Origin of the sequence: Kitasatospora sp. NPDC056138 (assembly GCF_042264695.1) — a bacterium.
GTDB lineage: Bacteria > Actinomycetota > Actinomycetes > Streptomycetales > Streptomycetaceae > Kitasatospora.
Window position 1 is genome coordinate 1 of the sequence record NZ_JBHJVK010000058.1, and the last position, 16,206, is coordinate 16,206.

Sequence of the window (16,206 nt, forward strand, 5' to 3'; positions counted from 1 at the left end):
GGCCCGGCTCCCCTTCGAGGGGGAGCCGGGCCCGCGGCCGTCGGATCAGGATTCGCCGCGACGCCTGCGGTGGTCCCGGACCACGATCGAACCGCCCGCGAGACCCGCAACCAGCAGCGCGCCCGCCCCCACCACGTAGGTGCCGGTCCGGCTGTCCCGCTGGGCCTGGGTCTCCCCGAGGCCGAGCGGCTGCGCGACGATCTTCGTGGTGTCCAGCTGCACCGGCGCGTCGGGCACCGGGGCCTCCTCGGGCTTGGCATCGCTGCGGACGGCCTTCACCGGGTCGACCACACCCCAGCCGACGAACCGGTTGGAACCCCGCTCGTTGCGCTGCGCGGTCTGCTCGATCCGGGCCCGGATCTGCGCGGCCGTCCACTTCGGGTACTTGGCCTTCAGCAGCGCGGCCACCCCGGCCACGTACGGGGAGGAGAAGCTGGTGCCGTTGTCGACGCACTGGCCGCCCTTGGGGACGGTGGAGAGCATCTCCACACCCGGCGCCGCGACCTTCACGAAGTCCCCGTACTGCGAGAACGGGGCCCGCTCGTTGTTGCGGTCCGAGGCGCCGACCGACAGTACGGTGTCGAAGGCCGCCGGGTACGTGGGGCCTTCACGGCCGTCGTTCCCCGACGACGCGACCACGACGATGCCCTGGTCGTCGGCCTGCTTCAGCACGTCCCGGAGGTCGTTCTTGCGGTCGAAGTTGCCGCTGTCGTCGGTCGCGCGGACGTCCTGGGAGATGTTGATGACGCCGACGTTGTTCTTGATCGCGATCTTGATCGCGTCGATCAGGGTCCCCACGTCGCCGTTGCCCTGGCTGTCGTTCTGCCGGATCGAGAGGATCTTGGCGTCCGGCGCCAGTCCGACGAAACCCGTCTTCTGCGGGAGCGGCTTCGCCGCGATGATGCCCGCCACCTTGGTGCCGTGGCCGACCGTGTCGTCCTTGCCGTTGCCGTCCACCAGCTTCTTGGTCGACTGGTCCATCAGCAGCGAGCCGCCGTCCACCACCTGGCCGGCCAGCTGCGGGTTGCTGTCGTCCACCCCGGTGTCGATCACCGCGACGGTGACGTTGGCGCCCCGCGACTTGCCGCCGTCCCAGAGCTGGTCGAGCAGCACCCGCTGGAGTGCCCAGGGCACGCCCTGCACGTCCGCGGCCGGGAAGTTGCAGTCCGCCGCCGCCGCGATCCCCAGCGGCGACCAGTGCACGGCCGCGCCGTCGCCCGACCCCGGCGCGGGCTGCGCCGCGTACGCGGGTGCGCCCGCCACGGTGCCGATCACCCCCAGCGCGACCAGTCCGGCGGCAGCCCTGCGGTAGGTCCCCAACGACACCTGTCTTCCCCTCTGATCCACCCGATGTCGTGCGCGCGGCGGACCGCGCGCCGGTGCCTGGAACAGGCCCAGGGCGGGCGCCCGGATGGACGCCCGCCCCGATGTGCGCTACTGCCGTGCCCCGCGGACGGGGCCTTCGGCTTACTGGCCCCAGATGGCCGAGTTGCGCTGCTCGGTCGACTGGTAGCTCTGCGCGGCGTTGTCCAGCGAGGTGGCGATCTGGCCCAGGGCCTGCTGCAGGTCAGCGGCCTTGGTGTCCCACTCGCGCTGGCGGGCCTGGTAGCCCTCCTGCGCCGAGCCCTGCCAGCTGCTGGCGATCCGGCTCACGCCGGCCTTCAGCTCGTCCAGCTGCGACTGAATGCGCGAGGCGGTCTGGCGGACCTCCTGGCTGGCGTTCTGAATGGTGGAGAAATTAACGAGAATGTGCGCGTCGGACACGGTGTCTTCCTCTCAGTGAAATCGTGGCGGCCGTCAGAACGGCCGATGAGTTACGGTGCGCTGCGGCGCCCGTGGCTCAGAACGAGCCCCTCATCGACGACTGCTGCTCCTGCTCGGTCTGCGAGTAGGCCTTGGTCGTGGCCTCGATCGCCTGCTTGATCTCGTCGAGCACCTTGTTCAGCGCGGTCGCGTCGTCGTTGAAACGCGTCTGCAGCTGCTGGTAGGCCGCAGCGGCCTGACCCTGCCAGCCCGACTTGATCTCGTCGACCAGTGTGTTGAGCCGCTTGATCTCGCCCTGGATCTGGCCGTTCACCTCACCGATCCGGTTGGCGAAAGCAGTCATTTCTTCAGCGGTCGTCGTGAACTGACCAGCCATGGTCCACCGTCCCCCATGAGACAGACATCCTGACCGACGGTCCTGGCGCAGACCATCCGTCAAACATCACGGTGTGATGCCATCCAGCACAATAGTCGCCAACCGCAAGTCACCCAACACCGGGAGTGCGGCAGTTACCAGACCATGACACTGCGCCAACCCGTCAACTGACGCAGTGTCACGCGTCCTTGTCAGGCGTTCTGGGCCTGCAGCGCGGCGTAGGTGTTGAGCACCGGACCGGCCGGAACCAGGTCGGACCACCAGCGCGGAACCAGGGTCGGCGGCACCTTGTCGAAGCCCAGCCGGGCCTGCGCCTCATTGGCCTGCGGCTGCGCGGCGCCGCCCTGCGGGTCGGCGGACGCACTCGGCGCGGGCGCGCCCTGGCCGCTGGGACCGTCGTTGTTGCTGGGCACCGAGTAGCGCAGCCCGGTCTCGGTGATCAGGAAGTTGCTGCCCGAGCTGTCCACGCCGCCGTTGCCGTCCACCGCCCGGAAGAGCAGGCCGTGGCCCGGCGAGACGTGCGCGGTCGCGGAGCCGCTGCTGACCTGCGCCGGATAGTCGGTGTAGGCCCACACCGAGCGCTTGACGCTCTTGTCGGCGGCCCAGCCCTCGAAGGTGCTGCAGAGCACCGTACGGGCCGCCTTGCCGTTGTTCACCGCGTGCTCGGAGGGCTGTTCCTTCGGCATGTCCTTGGGGTCGCCGTCCACCATGCTGGTGTCGAAGCTGTCCTTGAGGTTCGCGTAGTCGGCCGGCGAGAGCTCGGCCAGCTTCGGCGTACCGGAGTAGATGTCCTTCAACGACCGGCTGTTGCGCATCAACTCGGCCTGGAAAGCGGAGATCTGGTAGAGCTTCTGTGCCCCGACCACGTAGAAGGTCTTGTTCTGGAAGGACAGCAGCCGGCCGACCTTCTGCTCGCTCGCCTGCGAGAGCTTCACGGACGACCGCGCGCCGAGGGTGTTGGAGCCGGGCATGGTGGGGAACTTGACGGGTGCCCCGTCTCCCAGCGTGGCCAGCCACTCCTTGGTGACCTGCTGTGGCTTGGCGTCGCTGCCGAACAGCGCGGACTCCATCGCGCGGCGGTCGAGCGGGTCGGTGTTGAAGTCACCGAGCGCGTGCTTCATGCCGGCCGAGTCGACCAGGTACTCGCTGCCCGGACGGTCCTTGTCGTCGTTGTCCTTCGAACCGTCCAGCGGGCCCTGCACGAACAGCCACTGTCCGGGGGCCAGCATCAGGTCGGACCGGTGCAGCGTCTTGGCGTCGGCGTCGGCCGCGATGAACAGCGACTGGTTGACGGTCGCCTGGATCTCCCCCTGGCCGGGACGGTCGCAGACCGACCACAGCTTGGACGTTCCCGCGTCGTCCGGCTGGGGCAGCCGGTCCGGGGCGTACGGGATGCCGATGGTGGCGCCGTGGTTCTTGTACGCGTCCAGCGCCGAGTCCACCACCGGCACGACCTTGGCCCCGGCCGGCAGCACCAGCCGGGCCGAGGACATGTTGAGGACCTGGTGCAGCACCTTGTCGTTGGTCTTGGGATCGACCAGCACCACGTAGCGGGTGGTGGAGTCCTTGCCCTGGATGATGTTCTTGCCGTCGTCCCAACCCTTGGGCGCGGTGGGCTTGATGACGCCCCACATCCCGAAGCCCGCCACCACGACGGCCGCCACCACCAGGCTCGGCAGCACCGCACGCACCGGACGCGGGGCGTCCTCGTCGCTGCCGCCGCCACCTGGCTGGAGGAAGGCGCCCACCGTGCGCTTGCGCGCGAAGGTGTAGGCGTTCAGCTCGTCCCGGCGTGATGCCATCTCGTCGTCTCCCCTGTTCGACCGTCAGCCGGGCTGGCCCGACAGCCTCGGCCCGGCACCTGTGCGTACGTCAGCACGATTGGTCCATGCGCGAGTCTGCCACCCGGCGGGCACGAGGTGCAGCGAACCCTCTACGATGCAAAGCCTCTACGATGCGGCAGCAGACGGTGAGTACGGTACGGGTCCGGTCTGCCGACCAGCCAACCGGGCCGTGATATCTGATCAGAGAGGTTCACGCGGGGGATGCCAAGCCAGACCGCTCCAGAGCGACGCAGCACATCGCACGGCAGGGGCAACGGCGGCCGACGGAACGGGGGCAGGGGCACACGCCGCTCGACGTCGGCCCGCGCGGGAGGTGCCACCGCACCGGTCGCGGTGAAGATCCACCCGCGTCCCGGCCTGCTCGGTACCAGGCTGCGGTTGCAGCAGCTCGTGCTGATCGAGGTCGCGGCCGCGCTGGTCGCGGTCGGCTGGACCATCAGCAAGGCGATGGCCGGGGTGTTCGCGGTACCCGCCGTGCTGCTGGTGGTGATCGCCGTGCTGCCGCTCAACGGCCGCAGCCTGCCCGAGGGCCTGCAGGTGCGCATGGCGCACAGCGCCCGCCGCAAGCAGGCCCAGCTCAACGTGCCGCCGCCGGGCACCGACCCGGCCCTGGCGCCCGCGCTGGAGGTCGAACCGGCGCTGCGCACCTACACCCACGCCACCGAGGCCGACCTCGGCGGCGGCCGGCCGTTCCGGCGCGAGACCGGCATGGTCGGCGACGGCACGTTCCTGACCTCCGTCCTGCTGGTGCAGGCCAAGGACCAGCCGCTGCGGCCCGCTCGCACGGCCCTGCCGCTGCCGCTGGACGTCATCTGCTCGGCGCTCCAGGTGGACGACATCGCCCTGGAGTCCGTCCAGCTGGTCCAGCACACCCAGCCCGCGCCCGCGCCGCACCTGCCCGAGCAGTCGCTCGCGACCCGCGCCTACCACCAGCTGCCGGACGGGCTCAGCACGCCGGGGCTGCGGCTCACCTGGGTCGCGCTCAAGCTCGACCCGGAGGCGGCGGCCACCGCCGTCCTGGCCCGGGGCGGCGGCGAGGAGGGTGCCCGCAAGGCACTCCAGCGGGTCACCGACCAGCTGGCCGGACGGCTCAACGGGGCCGGGTTCACCGCGACCGCACTGGACGAGCGCGAGCTGATCGCCGCCCTCGCCATCTCGATCTGCGCCAACCCGATCGCCGTGGCGGGCCGTCAGGGCACCGGCGGCGGTGGCGGCAGCAGCCGCCGGACCCAGGAGAGCCGCAAGTTCTGGCGGATCGACGACCGCTGGCACAGCACGTACTGGATCTCCAAGTGGCCGCAGCTCAGCCGCCCCGGCGGTGCACCCGGCCGGATCGCCGCCCCCGACCTGGTCAACCTGGTCACCGGCACCCCGGCACTGGCGAGCACCTTCAGCCTCACCGCGAGCCGGGGCACCGGCGGCGCGGTCGGCATCAGCGGGCACGTCCGGGTGACCGGGCGCAGCGAGAGCGAGGTCGCCCAGGTCGGGCGGCTCGTGGAGACCCGCGCACAGAGTGCCGGGGTCGGCCTGACCCGGCTCGACCAGGAGCAGGCGCCCGGCCTGCTCGCCACGCTGCCCCTGGGAGGGACTTCCTGATGGCCTATCAGACCTACCCCACCCAGCCCGCCGAGCCGGAGGCCGACCGCACCCGGACCGCCCTGCGGATCCGTCCCGGTTTCGGCCTGCGCGGCCCGCGCCGCGAGCGGCACGTGCTCTCCGCCGAGGACCTCGCCGCGCTGTCCTTCCCGGTCGGCGACGACGGCGTGGTCATCGGTGTCGACCCGCAGCGGCAGCCCGCCGTGCTGGGTCTGTTCCGGCCGAGCCCGTACGAGGTGGTGCTGGTCGGCGGCATGTGGACGGCGCAGATCATCGCGCTGCGGGCGGCCGCCACCGGCGCCCGGGTCGCGGTGGAGAGCGGGCGTCCGCAGGCGTGGGGCCCGCTGGCCCAGGCGGCCGGCGGCGGCCAGCCCTGCGTGACGGTGCACCAGGTCGGACGGCTCGGCGCGCAGGGCGCCTCGGTGACCTCGCCGGTCCTGGTCGTCCGCGACCTCGGTGTCCGGCCGCCGCGCAGCCGGCTGTCGGCCACCCCGTGGCAGACCACGCTCACCCTGCTGCCGTACCTGGGCCCGAACGCCGCCCGCGTGCTCAACGCCGCCGACCTGGTCGGCGTCCAGCGGATCTCGCCGCAGGAGGCCGAGGTCGTCGCGCGGGTCCTGTCGCTCGGCGACCAGGACGTGGCATCGCTGCCGACGCTGCCCGACAACATCACGCTCTGGGCCACCAGGATGCGGCAGCAGTTCGTGATGACCGACCCCGGCGAGGCGGAGGGCCAGCTGCTCGGCGGCCCGCGCCGGATGGACTGAGCACGGCTCAGTTCCGCGATGCCGCAGGCATCCGCCAGGGGCGTGAGGCTCCGCCCGGTCGACCGCGCACCCGGTCGGCCGGGCGGAGCTCCGCGCCCCTGACGGCTTGCCCGGCGGCCTCCGGGCCCGGGAACGGGGGACGAGGTGAACAGCCGGTGAGATTCACTCCAAAGGCGGTTGTCATCGCGCCTTGAAGCCCTGGTGAAGGCCCGTGAACCCCTGCGTGAGTTCGGGCACCGCCTTCAGGTGACCACGAATCACGTCCTAGTCTTGTTGCCGGACGGCACCGCGAACCAGCGGCGGCGAAAACGAGGGAGTCCAAGTGAGCAGCGATCGGGACGGCGTCTACGTCGGCGACAACGCGGCGGAGGACGACGACGACTGGTCGGACGTTCCTGACTACTCGCCGCCGTCCTGGTACACCCAGAGCCCGGAGCCCCAGGCGGCCGCGCCCGCCGCCCCGGCCCCCGCACCCGCACCCGCACCCGCACCGACGCCTGCACCGGCGCCCGCTCCCGCACCCGCACCGACGCCTGCACCGGCGCCCGCTCCCGTACCGGCGGCCGAGCCGGCTCCGGCCGCCGTCCCGCCGGCGCCAGTGGCGGCCACCGCACAGCCCACCGCGCAGCCCGGTGGCGAGCAGCCGCCGCACGTGCCGCCGGCGGTTCCCGCGCCGGCCGCCGAGGCCGCCGGGGCACCCGCGGCCGAGCCCGTGGCCGGGTACGCGCCCGCGCCCGCCCCCGTGGCCACGCCCGTTCCTGTCCCCGCGCCCGCCCCGGTGGAGGCGGCGGCGCCGCAGGCCGTACCCACGCCCGCAGCCGAGGCCCCCGCTGCGCCCGCCCCGGTGCAGCCGTTGGCCGCGCCCGTCCCGCCCCCGCCCCCGGCCCCCGCGCCCGCGCAGCCGGCGCCGCCGCAGGCCTGGCCCGCCGCCGACGCCGCGCCGCAGCCGGGCCCCGCACCGGCCCCCGCCCAGCCGCCGTACCCGCAGGAGGCCGGCCAGCCGCCGCAGCTCTCGCAGCAGCAGGCCGCAGCGCCACAGGCTCCGCAGGCGCCCCAGGCGCCCCAGGCGCCCCAGGCCCCCCAGGCACCCAACACGTGGCAGCAGCCCCCGGCCGCGCCCGGTCCGGCCGCCCCCACCCCTCCGGTGGACCCCAGGCAGGGCGGCTGGCCGCAGGCCGGCGGGTACCCGCAGCAGGGTTATCCGCAGCAGGCCGCGCCGCAGGCACCCGCGGCGTTCCAGCAGGCCGGCGGTCAGCAGCCGATGGCCCACGGCGCGGCGCTCGGCTACACCGCCGCCGTCGAACTCTCCTCCGACCGCCTGCTGCGCGGACAGCCCAAGGCCCAGCGGCAGCAACCGCGCTTCCAGTTCGGCGGCAAGGCGGCGCAGGCCGACCGGGCCCGCCGTCTGGAGATCATCCGTACGCCGGTGATGAGCTGCTACCGGATCGCGGTGATCAGCCTCAAGGGCGGTGTCGGCAAGACCACGACCACCACCTCGCTCGGGGCCACCCTGGCCAGCGAACGCCAGGACAAGGTGATCGCGATCGACGCGAACCCGGACGCCGGTACGCTCGGCCGCCGGATCAAGCGGCAGACCGGTGCGACCATCCGCGACCTGGTGACGGCGATCCCGCACCTGCGCAGTTACATGGACGTCCGCCAGTTCACCTCGCAGGACCTCAACTCGGGCCTGGAGATCCTGGCGAACGACGTCGACCCGGCCGTCTCGACCACCTTCAACGACTCGGACTACCGCCAGGTCATCCAGGTGCTCGGGCAGCACTACCCGATCATCCTGACCGACTCCGGCACCGGCCTGCTGTACAGCGCGATGCGCGGGGTGCTCGACCTGGCCGACCAGCTGATCATCGTCTCGACGCCCAGCGTGGACGGTGCCAGCAGCGCCTCGACCACGCTGGACTGGCTCTCCGCGCACGGCTACGCCGACCTGGTGCAGCGTTCGATCACGGTGGTCTCGGGGGTGCGCGAGACCAGCAAGATGATCAAGGTCGAGGACATCGTCGCGCACTTCCAGACCCGCTGCCGGGGCGTCGTCGTGGTGCCGTTCGACGAGAGCCTGGCGGCCGGCGCCGAGGTCAACCTGGCGATGATGCGGCCCAAGGTCCGGGACGCGTACTTCGAGCTGGCCACCCTGGTCGGCGAGGACATCGCCCGTGCCCAGCAGGCGACGCAGGGCTCCTGGGCCCAGCAGCAGCCGTACCCGCAGCAGAACCCCGCGCAGGGCCCGGCGCAGGGCGGCGGCTACCCGCAGCAGCAACCGCAGCAGCCCTACCCGCAGCAGGGCGGCTACCCGCCGCCCCCGCCCGGTGGCTACCCGGGACAGCCCGCACCCGGCGCTCCCTGGGCTCCCCAGCCGGGGCAGACGCCGCCGCCCGGGTACCCGGCCCCGCCGCAGCCGGACTGGTCCCAGCAGAGCGGCGAGCGCCCCGGCTACGGCTACCCGCCGCCGCAGGACGGCCAGCAGCCCCCGCCCCCGCCGGGGTACGGCTACCCGCCGCCCCCGCAGCAGTGAACGACCGGACCCCGCCGACCTGAGGTCGGCGGGGTCCGCTGCGTTCGCCGCCGGTCGCGGCCGGTGCTCAGCGCACGTCGGTCATCTCGCGCGCCCGCTTGACGTCGTCGGCCATCCGCTCCAGCAGCGCCTCGACCGAGTCGAACTTCTCCATCCCGCGCAGGTACGCGAGGAAGTCCACCGCCACGTGCAGGCCGTACAGGTCCAGGCCGATCCGGTCGATCGCGTAGGCCTCCACCGTGCGGTTGGCGTTGTCGAAGGTGGGGTTGGTCCCCACCGAGATCGCGGCGGGCATGCTCACCCCCCGCCCGTCCTCCGGCTGGGGGTGGCCGCCCACCGGTCCGAAGGCGGCGGAACCGGGCTCGCCGAGCACCGTCAGCCAGCCCGCGTAGACCCCGTCGGCCGGGACGGCGCTGTGCGGCACCGTCTCCACGTTCGCCGTCGGGAAGCCCATGTCCCGTCCGCGCTGCGCGCCGCGGACCACCACGCCCTCGACCCGGTGCGGACGTCCGAGCACCTCTGCCGCACCCGTCATGTCCCCCTCCGAGACCAGCCGCCGGACCAGGGTCGACGAGAAGGGCTTCCCGTCCCCGGCCGCCCCGCACACCTGGAGGTCCACCACCTCGACCTCGAAGTCGGCCTTCCGCCCGAGCTCGGCGAGCAGCTCGACGTTGCCCGCCGCCCTGTGCCCGAACCGGAAGTTCGGACCCTCGATGACCAGCCGCGCGCGGAGCGCGTCCACCAGCACCTGCTGGACGAAGGTCTCCGGCGACTCCTTGGAGAACTCCGGTGTGAACGGCAGCACGAGCACCGCGTCCACCCCCAGCCCGGCCATCAACTCCGCCCGGCGCGGCTGCGGCGCCAGCAGCGCCGGGTGGCTGCCCGGACGGACCACCTCGCTCGGGTGCGGGTCGAAGGTCACCACGACCGCCCGCGCGCCCAGCTCGCGGGCGCGCTCGACCGCGCGGCCGATGATCAGTTGATGACCCCGGTGCACACCGTCGAACGAGCCGATGGTGACGACGCTGCGCCCCCAGTCCGCGGGGACCTCCTCCAGGCCACGCCAGCGCTGCACCCTGACCGCTCCTCGTTCCGTACCTGGCGCACGCTCTGTACGCTCTTACGTTCCAAACCCTGAACCCCTATAGCGTGCCATGCGCCCGAGTCTGCTTCGGCACCGGAAGGCCCACTTCGCGCGGCTGCGGGCGCAGGGCGCCGCGCTCGGCCTCCGCCGCGGCGTACTGCGGGTCGCGGCCGGCGGCGACCAGGGCCCGCATCCGGGTCAGCAGCGGACCGCTGACCAGCGGGTTCTCGGCGGCCGGCCACTCGGCGAGCAGCCGCGCGAACTCCGCCGAACGGCCGGCACAGCGCACCAGCACGGTGTCCGCCTCGGCCGTCCGCAGCGCGATCCGGCGGACCAACTCCCTTGCCCGGGAAGGATCGTGCTCGGCACAGCGCTCGGCCAGGCACTCCAGCACCGCCGCCAGGACGTCCTCGTCGCGCTCTCCCGTCAGCAGCGCGTCCAGCAGCGGGCCGCGCGAGGGCGGCCCCGGCGTCGCCAGCCGGACCGCGAAGACCCGCCGCACCTGCGCGGGCTGGGCACCGAGGGCCAGCACCCGCCACACCTCCCGCGGCTCCGCGCAGAGCCGCCGGGCCGCACCGGACCGCACCGCCCGGTCCCCGGCCCGCTCGGCCCGCTGCGCGCCGTCGTGCTCCCCGGCCTCCGCACCGGCGGGCTGCGGACCCGCCCCGGCCTGCGGCTCCGTCGCTCCGGCGAACAGCCGGTCCAGGTAGTCGGCGATCCGGCCGCCCCGTTCGGGATGCCCGTGCAGCAGCTCGGCCGCCAGGTCGAGACCCCGGCGGGCCACCGCCGGGTCCGCCACCTCGGCAAGGACCCGCAGGCCCTCGGCCAGCGCCGCGTCCGGGGCCGCCAGGCGCTGCCGGAACGCCGCCAGAACGGGCTCCGGGTCCTCGGCCAGGGCGGGGGCCAGCACCTCGGCGGTGACGAACGGGTCGTCCGCCAGGTACCGGGCGATCGCCGCCGCCAGATACCGGCCCCGGCTCCGCCCGTCGCGCACCAGCAGCGCCAACGCCGCACCGTGCAGGGAGGGTTCGTCCTCGCGGGCCAGCAGGGCGGTGGCGGTGAAACGCAGCAGTTCCGGGCCGGGACCGGTGGCGTACGGCGCGGTGCGCAGCGCGTGCACGGCGGCCGCGACATGCCGCTCGGGACGGGGGTCGTGGCTCCACCGGTCGACGGCGCGGCAGAGCGCGGAGGGCTCGTCGGCCGCGAGCAGCGAGAGCAGCGCGTCGGCCCGGGGATGGCCGGTTTCCACCAGGCACTCCGTCAGGTCGTCCAGCGCCAGCCTCCGGTGCGCGTACAGCAGGTCGTGGGCCAGGTCGGCGACCGTGCAGTCGGGGCGGGCCGGGAGACGGCGGCTGTCCTCGAACCAGTGGCACAGCAGCGGAATCACCGTGTGCGGGTCGGCGGCCAGCGCCTCGGCCGTCGCGGCGCGGAAGGACTGCGCGGGGCCGTCCGCCCGGACCAGGCACCGGAGCAGGTCCAGCCTGGCGGCGGGGGCCAGCGGCAGGGCGGCCCAGAAGCCGGGCCCGAACGCGCCGGTCCGCTCGCCGCGTTCGGCCAGCTGTGCCAGCAGGGGCCGGTGGGCGGAGAGGTCGGTGCCGGACCGCAGGACGGCGGTGAGCAGGTGTCCGGCCCACCAGGCGGGCTCGCTGTCGGCCGGGGCGATCTCCAGCGCCCGCCACAGCCGGTGCAGCCATCCGTCCAGCGCCTCGGCACCCCAGGTCTCCCCGATCCGGGTCAGCGCGACCACCACGGGCCCGGCCCGGTGTCTCGGCACCCGGCGGCCGCAGCCCGGGGCCGCCGCCCCCGCCACCCGGTCCCCCGGCTCCGCACTCCCCTCGCCGCCGGCGGGGTCCATGACCGACTCGACCGGCGGCCCGACGGCATCCGCCCCATCAGGGCCGTCCTCCTCCAGCAGCAGCCGCAGTGCGCCGTCCAGGTCCAGGTGCCGGCCCTGCAGCCACGCGCCGAGTTCCTCGTGGGCCAGCCGGTATCCGTCTCCCACCGCGACGAAGAGCCGCTCGCCGAGTACCGCCGAGGCCCAGCCGCCGGCGGCCGGGAACAGCAGCTCGAACGCGTCCGCCGACAGCCCTCCGTGCCCCGATCCGAGCATCTGCCGGGCCGCCTCGTGCACCCGCCCGGCGACCACCACCGCCAGCCGCCGAACCCGGCCGGGTTCGGCCGCGCCCTGCCGTGGGCCGCCCCTGCGGTGCGCACCCGGCCGCCTCGCCGTGCCGCCGTCGGCCAGCCGCTGGGCGATCCGCAGGCAGGAGAGGTCGAGGAAGCCCTCGAACAGCTCACCGCGCCGAGGAGCGGTGCCCTGCCACCGCACACCCGCCGCCTGGAGTTCCCCGGCGATCCGCAGCGCCACCGGGTGCGCCGCCTCCGCGCGCTCCAGCGGCAGGGCCGAGGCGGCCGGCCCGGTGCCGCCCTGCGCATCCGGCGCCGACGGCGGCCTGCCCGCCAGCCCGTACCGCCGCGTGGCCCGCTCCGCGGCCTCCTCCGGCAGCGGGCCGAGCCCGTGCACCCGGGCACCCGCGGTTCCCGACCCGTCCGCCCGCTCCCACTCGCTCCAGCACTCCGGCCCGCAGGCCACCAGCAGCCCCGCCGCCGCCGTCCTCAGCCACTCGGACGTCGCGCGCAGCCACGGAGCCCCGGCGGCCGCCGGGGCCTCCTCCGGGGCGTCCAGGACGACGAGCAGCGGCCGCCCCGCCTCGGCGCAGAGCCGCGCGGCCCGTCCCGGTTCGGGCGGGTCGACGGCGAGCAGTCCGGCCGCCCGGGCCAGCACCCGGCCGACCGCGTCCACCAGCGACGCGTCCGCAGGGCCCAGGTCGGCCCCGCGCAGCCAGAGCGTGGGCAGCGGGTGCGGACCACCGGCCCGACGGACCGTCAGGGCGGCCAGCTCGGTGGTGCGCCCGCTGCCGGGGGCGCCGACCAGGACGGTGAGCGGCTCCTGCGGCTCCTCACCGGTGAGGCCGTCCGGACGGTCCACCCGGTCGGCGGCCAGGTCGGCGATCCGCCCCGGCCCGGCGACGGCCGATCCCAGCTGCACGGAGGCCAGTTGAAGCACCCCGGCCAGGTTGAGGGCCCGCCCGTACGCGGGCACGGTGGCCGCGTTCCGCGCCACCGCCCCGGCCAGCGCCTCTGCCGCACCGGCCGCCCCGTTCCCGGGCCCCGTACCGGTCCGTGGCAGCACCAACGGGACGGCCACCGCGCCGCCCCCGTGCCCGGCCGGCAACGACGGTGCGACGACCCCGAGCACGGCCCCGGTCCCGGCGTCCACCACCGGTGCCCCGGCCGGGAACACCGCCCCGGCCGCCGAGAGGTCCAGCCACAGCGCACCGGCGATCAGATGGAACTCGTCCCGCCAGGGGTACATCGCGGTAGCCGCGCCGAGGACTCCCCCCTGCCCGGTCCCCACCGCACCGTCGTCCCGGAGGTACGGCACCGCGACCGGTTCCCCGCCCCGGGCCGGACCGCCGATCGGCAGTGGCGGCACCGGCAGACCGCCGACCGCCTCCGTCCGCACCAGCGCGAGGCCGTACGGAGCGAGCCCCTCGATGCAGTCCGCGCCGAGCACCCGCGTCTGCCCGCCCTCGGTGTGCAGGACCAGCCGGTCCAGCCCGGCCACCGTCTCGTGCGCGGTGACCACGGTGCCGTGCAGGTCCACGACGAAGCCGAGCCCCCGCGTCCGTCCGTCCGGACCGCAGATCCGCAGCAGTGCCTGCCCCGGATCGGCTGCCGTCCGGAGCCGTCCGTCAGCCGAATCAGACCACCGACCAGCGGCCATCAGCCCGCCTCCCCCGCCGGGCCGCGAACAGGCCCCGCCCTGCGGGGTGGCCCGCCGCAGCTGCCGTACACGCCCGTCGGGAGCCTGCCCCCAGGCGTGGGCGGGGCACCACAGCCACGCCCTGCACGCCGAGCGTTCACCTCGCGCGCCCGCTCGTACGGGTGAGATTGCCGCGCCCGGGGTTTCGGGGGTTGACGGGCCGCAGCAGGCGCGGACCCACAGGCGCGCGGGGAACGCCCGCACGCCCCACGGTCAGGCAGCACGCTCCGAGGCAGGGCCGAGGAACCGTGCGACCAGGGAGCGCGGCCGTTCCCCGCGCCCCGAGGAGGTCAGCCGACGAAGACAGCCACCGGCCGGGCGCTGCCGCCCTTCTCCTCCACCAGCGCGAGGAAGCGTCCCTCCGGATCGAAGACGGCGATCGGCCCGTCCACGCCCAGCCCGGGGGCCTTCAGCTTCATGCCGTTGGAGAGCAGCCTGGCCTGCTCGGCGTCGATGTCCCAGCGCGGGAAGGCGGCGTCCGCGGCGTCCGCGATGGGCAGCACCTCCAGCTGCTCCTCCAGCTGCTCCAGGGTGCGCGCGGAGTCGAGCCCGTACGGCCCGACCTTGGTGCGGCGCAGCGCGGTCAGGTGGCCGCCCACCCCGAGGTCGGCGCCGAGGTCACGGGCCAGTGCCCGGATGTAGGTGCCGGAGGAGCATTCGACGGTGACGTCGAGGTCGATCACGGGGGTGCCGTCCTCGGCGACGGCCGCCCGCTGCTCGTGCACGGTGAAGGAGTGGACGGTGGTCGCCCGGGCGGGGATCTCGAAGTCCTCGCCCTCCCGGACCCGGTGGTAGGAGCGCTTGCCGTCGATCTTGATGGCGCTGACCTTGGACGGGACCTGCATGATCTCGCCGGTCAGCTTGGCGATCCCCGCGTCGATCAGCTCCCGCCCGACGCCCGAGGCGTCGGCGCAGGAGGTGACGTCGCCCTCGCGGTCGTCGGTGATCGTGTTCTGCCCGAGCCGGATGGTCGCCTCGTAGGTCTTGGCGGTGAGCATCAGGTGCCCGAGCAGCCGGGTGGCCCGCTCGACGCCGATGACCAGGACGCCGGTCGCCATCGGGTCCAGCGTGCCCGCGTGCCCGACCTTCCGGGTCCCGGCCAGCCAGCGCATCTTGGCGACCACCCCGTGCGAGGTGAGGCCCTCCGGCTTGTCGACAATGACCAGGCCGTCGGGGCCGGTTCCCTTACGCTTCATCAGTTCTTCTCTGTGCGGGTCTGTACGGGTTGATACGGAACGGTTCAGGTCGGTGCGGAACAGGTGCAGAACAGGTGCGGGACGGGTGCGGAACGGTCGCGGTCCGGAGCTCAACGGCCTGCGGCGAGCGCGGCCCGGAACCGCTCGACGATCACCGGGACCTCCTCGCGAGCGGCGAACCCGGCCGCGAACTGGTGTCCGCCGCCGCCGAGTCCGGCGCAGACCGCAGCGACGTCGACCGCGCCCTTGGCCCGGCAGGAGCCGCGCAGGGTGCCGTCCGGGTCCTGCTTCAGCACCAGCGCGACCTCCGCCTCGGCGGGGCGGCGCAGCACGTCGATCAGACCCTCGATCTCCTCGACCGTCACGCCGAACAGCGCGAGGTCCTGGTACGGCACCCAGGTCCACACCAGTCCGAGGCCGCCCGCCGCCTCGGGCTCGTACACGGCGCGGTCGAGCGCGGCGGCGAGCACCTTGAGGTAGCCGAAGGAGGAGGTGTCCCACAGGGTCCGGGAGATCAGGTCGTGCCGGATGCCGGTCGCCAGCAGCCGCCCGGCGAGTTCGTGGGTGGCCGGGGTGGTGGCCCGGTACCTGAAGGAGCCGGTGTCGGTGGCGACCCCGGTGTAGAGGCAGGTGGCGAGGTCCTGGTCGAGCGGTACCCCGAGGCGGCGCAGCAGTTCGTCGACGAGGACGGCGGTGGCCGGGGCGGTGGGGTCGATCAGGCGGTGGGTACCGAAGCCCGGATTGGAGGCGTGGTGGTCGATCGCGATCAGCACGGGGGCGGCGAACGCCTTCTCGTGCAGCAGCCCGAGACGGCTCTCGGCCGCGACGTCGAGACAGATCACCAGCTCCGGGACCTGCGGCACCTCGGCGGCCGGGACGATCAGTTCCTGTCCGGGCAGGAAGGCCAGCGACTCGGGGATCACCTGCGGGTCGTCTCCGAAGGAGACCCGGACCCGGTGGCCGAGCCCGCGCAGAGCCATCCCGGCGGCCAGCGCGGAACCGAGCGCGTCCCCGTCGGGGTTGATGTGGCAGATCAGGTCGACCGTCCCGGCCCGCCGGATCGCCTGGACCACCCGCTGCCACTCCGGCTCGAACGCCCCGCCGGGGCCCAGCACCGCCGCCGACCCGCCGGAGGCACCCGGTGACTCAGTGCGAGGCCCCGGAAGCACCGCGAGGGCACCCTCCACCGTGTCGGTGGAAGATGCCCCCTGGCCGGCCGT

General features: G+C 74.2%; 11 protein-coding genes. 3 read left to right on the forward strand and 8 right to left on the reverse strand.

Annotated elements, in window-relative coordinates; translation table 11 throughout:
- Positions 1 to 45: 45 nt before the first annotated feature.
- From mycP to ACFC1R_RS28685, 4 genes are all read right to left on the reverse strand, one after another.
- On the reverse strand, positions 46 to 1,326 hold the full coding sequence (gene mycP, locus ACFC1R_RS28670) for a type VII secretion-associated serine protease mycosin (protein WP_375943433.1): 1,281 nt from the start codon (positions 1,324 to 1,326) through the stop codon (positions 46 to 48).
- Between the two features lie 141 nt (positions 1,327 to 1,467).
- Entirely contained in the window at positions 1,468 to 1,764 is a 297-nt protein-coding gene (locus tag ACFC1R_RS28675) for a WXG100 family type VII secretion target (protein ID WP_375943435.1), read from the reverse strand.
- 76 nt (positions 1,765 to 1,840) lie between these two features.
- Positions 1,841 to 2,140, reverse strand: a complete 300-nt coding sequence (locus ACFC1R_RS28680; RefSeq protein WP_375943437.1) for a WXG100 family type VII secretion target — start codon at positions 2,138 to 2,140, stop codon at positions 1,841 to 1,843.
- Positions 2,141 to 2,331: 191 nt separating this feature from the next.
- Entirely contained in the window at positions 2,332 to 3,942 is a 1,611-nt protein-coding gene (locus ACFC1R_RS28685; RefSeq protein ID WP_375943439.1) for a type VII secretion protein EccB, read from the reverse strand.
- 375 nt (positions 3,943 to 4,317) lie between these two features.
- Here ACFC1R_RS28685 and eccE point away from each other — a divergent pair, with 375 nt between their 5' ends.
- The 3 genes from eccE (at position 4,318) to ACFC1R_RS28700 (ending at position 8,880) form a co-directional block, all read left to right on the forward strand.
- A complete protein-coding gene (gene eccE / locus ACFC1R_RS28690; RefSeq protein ID WP_375943441.1) occupies positions 4,318 to 5,580 on the forward strand; it encodes a type VII secretion protein EccE in 1,263 nt (420 codons plus the stop codon).
- Positions 5,580 to 6,347 (forward strand): hypothetical protein, encoded by a 768-nt coding sequence (locus ACFC1R_RS28695; RefSeq protein ID WP_375943443.1) that lies wholly within the window; start codon positions 5,580 to 5,582, stop codon positions 6,345 to 6,347. The genes eccE and ACFC1R_RS28695 overlap by 1 nt, the downstream gene beginning before the upstream one ends.
- 322 nt (positions 6,348 to 6,669) lie before the next feature.
- Complete coding sequence (locus ACFC1R_RS28700; RefSeq protein ID WP_375943444.1) at positions 6,670 to 8,880, forward strand: MinD/ParA family protein; 2,211 nt, start codon at positions 6,670 to 6,672, stop codon at positions 8,878 to 8,880.
- A 67-nt stretch (positions 8,881 to 8,947) separates the two neighbouring features.
- On the opposite strand, the gene ACFC1R_RS28705 is transcribed toward ACFC1R_RS28700, so the two are convergent.
- From ACFC1R_RS28705 to ACFC1R_RS28720, 4 genes are all read right to left on the reverse strand, one after another.
- Positions 8,948 to 9,955, reverse strand: a complete 1,008-nt coding sequence (locus tag ACFC1R_RS28705) for a bifunctional riboflavin kinase/FAD synthetase (RefSeq protein WP_375943446.1) — start codon at positions 9,953 to 9,955, stop codon at positions 8,948 to 8,950.
- Between the two features lie 67 nt (positions 9,956 to 10,022).
- On the reverse strand, positions 10,023 to 13,751 hold the full coding sequence (locus ACFC1R_RS28710) for a serine protease (RefSeq protein ID WP_375943448.1): 3,729 nt from the start codon (positions 13,749 to 13,751) through the stop codon (positions 10,023 to 10,025).
- A 329-nt stretch (positions 13,752 to 14,080) separates the two neighbouring features.
- Entirely contained in the window at positions 14,081 to 14,986 is a 906-nt protein-coding gene (gene truB, locus ACFC1R_RS28715) for a tRNA pseudouridine(55) synthase TruB (RefSeq protein ID WP_375943450.1), read from the reverse strand.
- Between the two features lie 110 nt (positions 14,987 to 15,096).
- Positions 15,097 to 16,101: a bifunctional oligoribonuclease/PAP phosphatase NrnA gene (locus ACFC1R_RS28720; protein WP_375943452.1), complete on the reverse strand. Its 1,005-nt coding sequence runs from the start codon at positions 16,099 to 16,101 to the stop codon at positions 15,097 to 15,099.
- Positions 16,102 to 16,206: the final 105 nt, after the last annotated feature.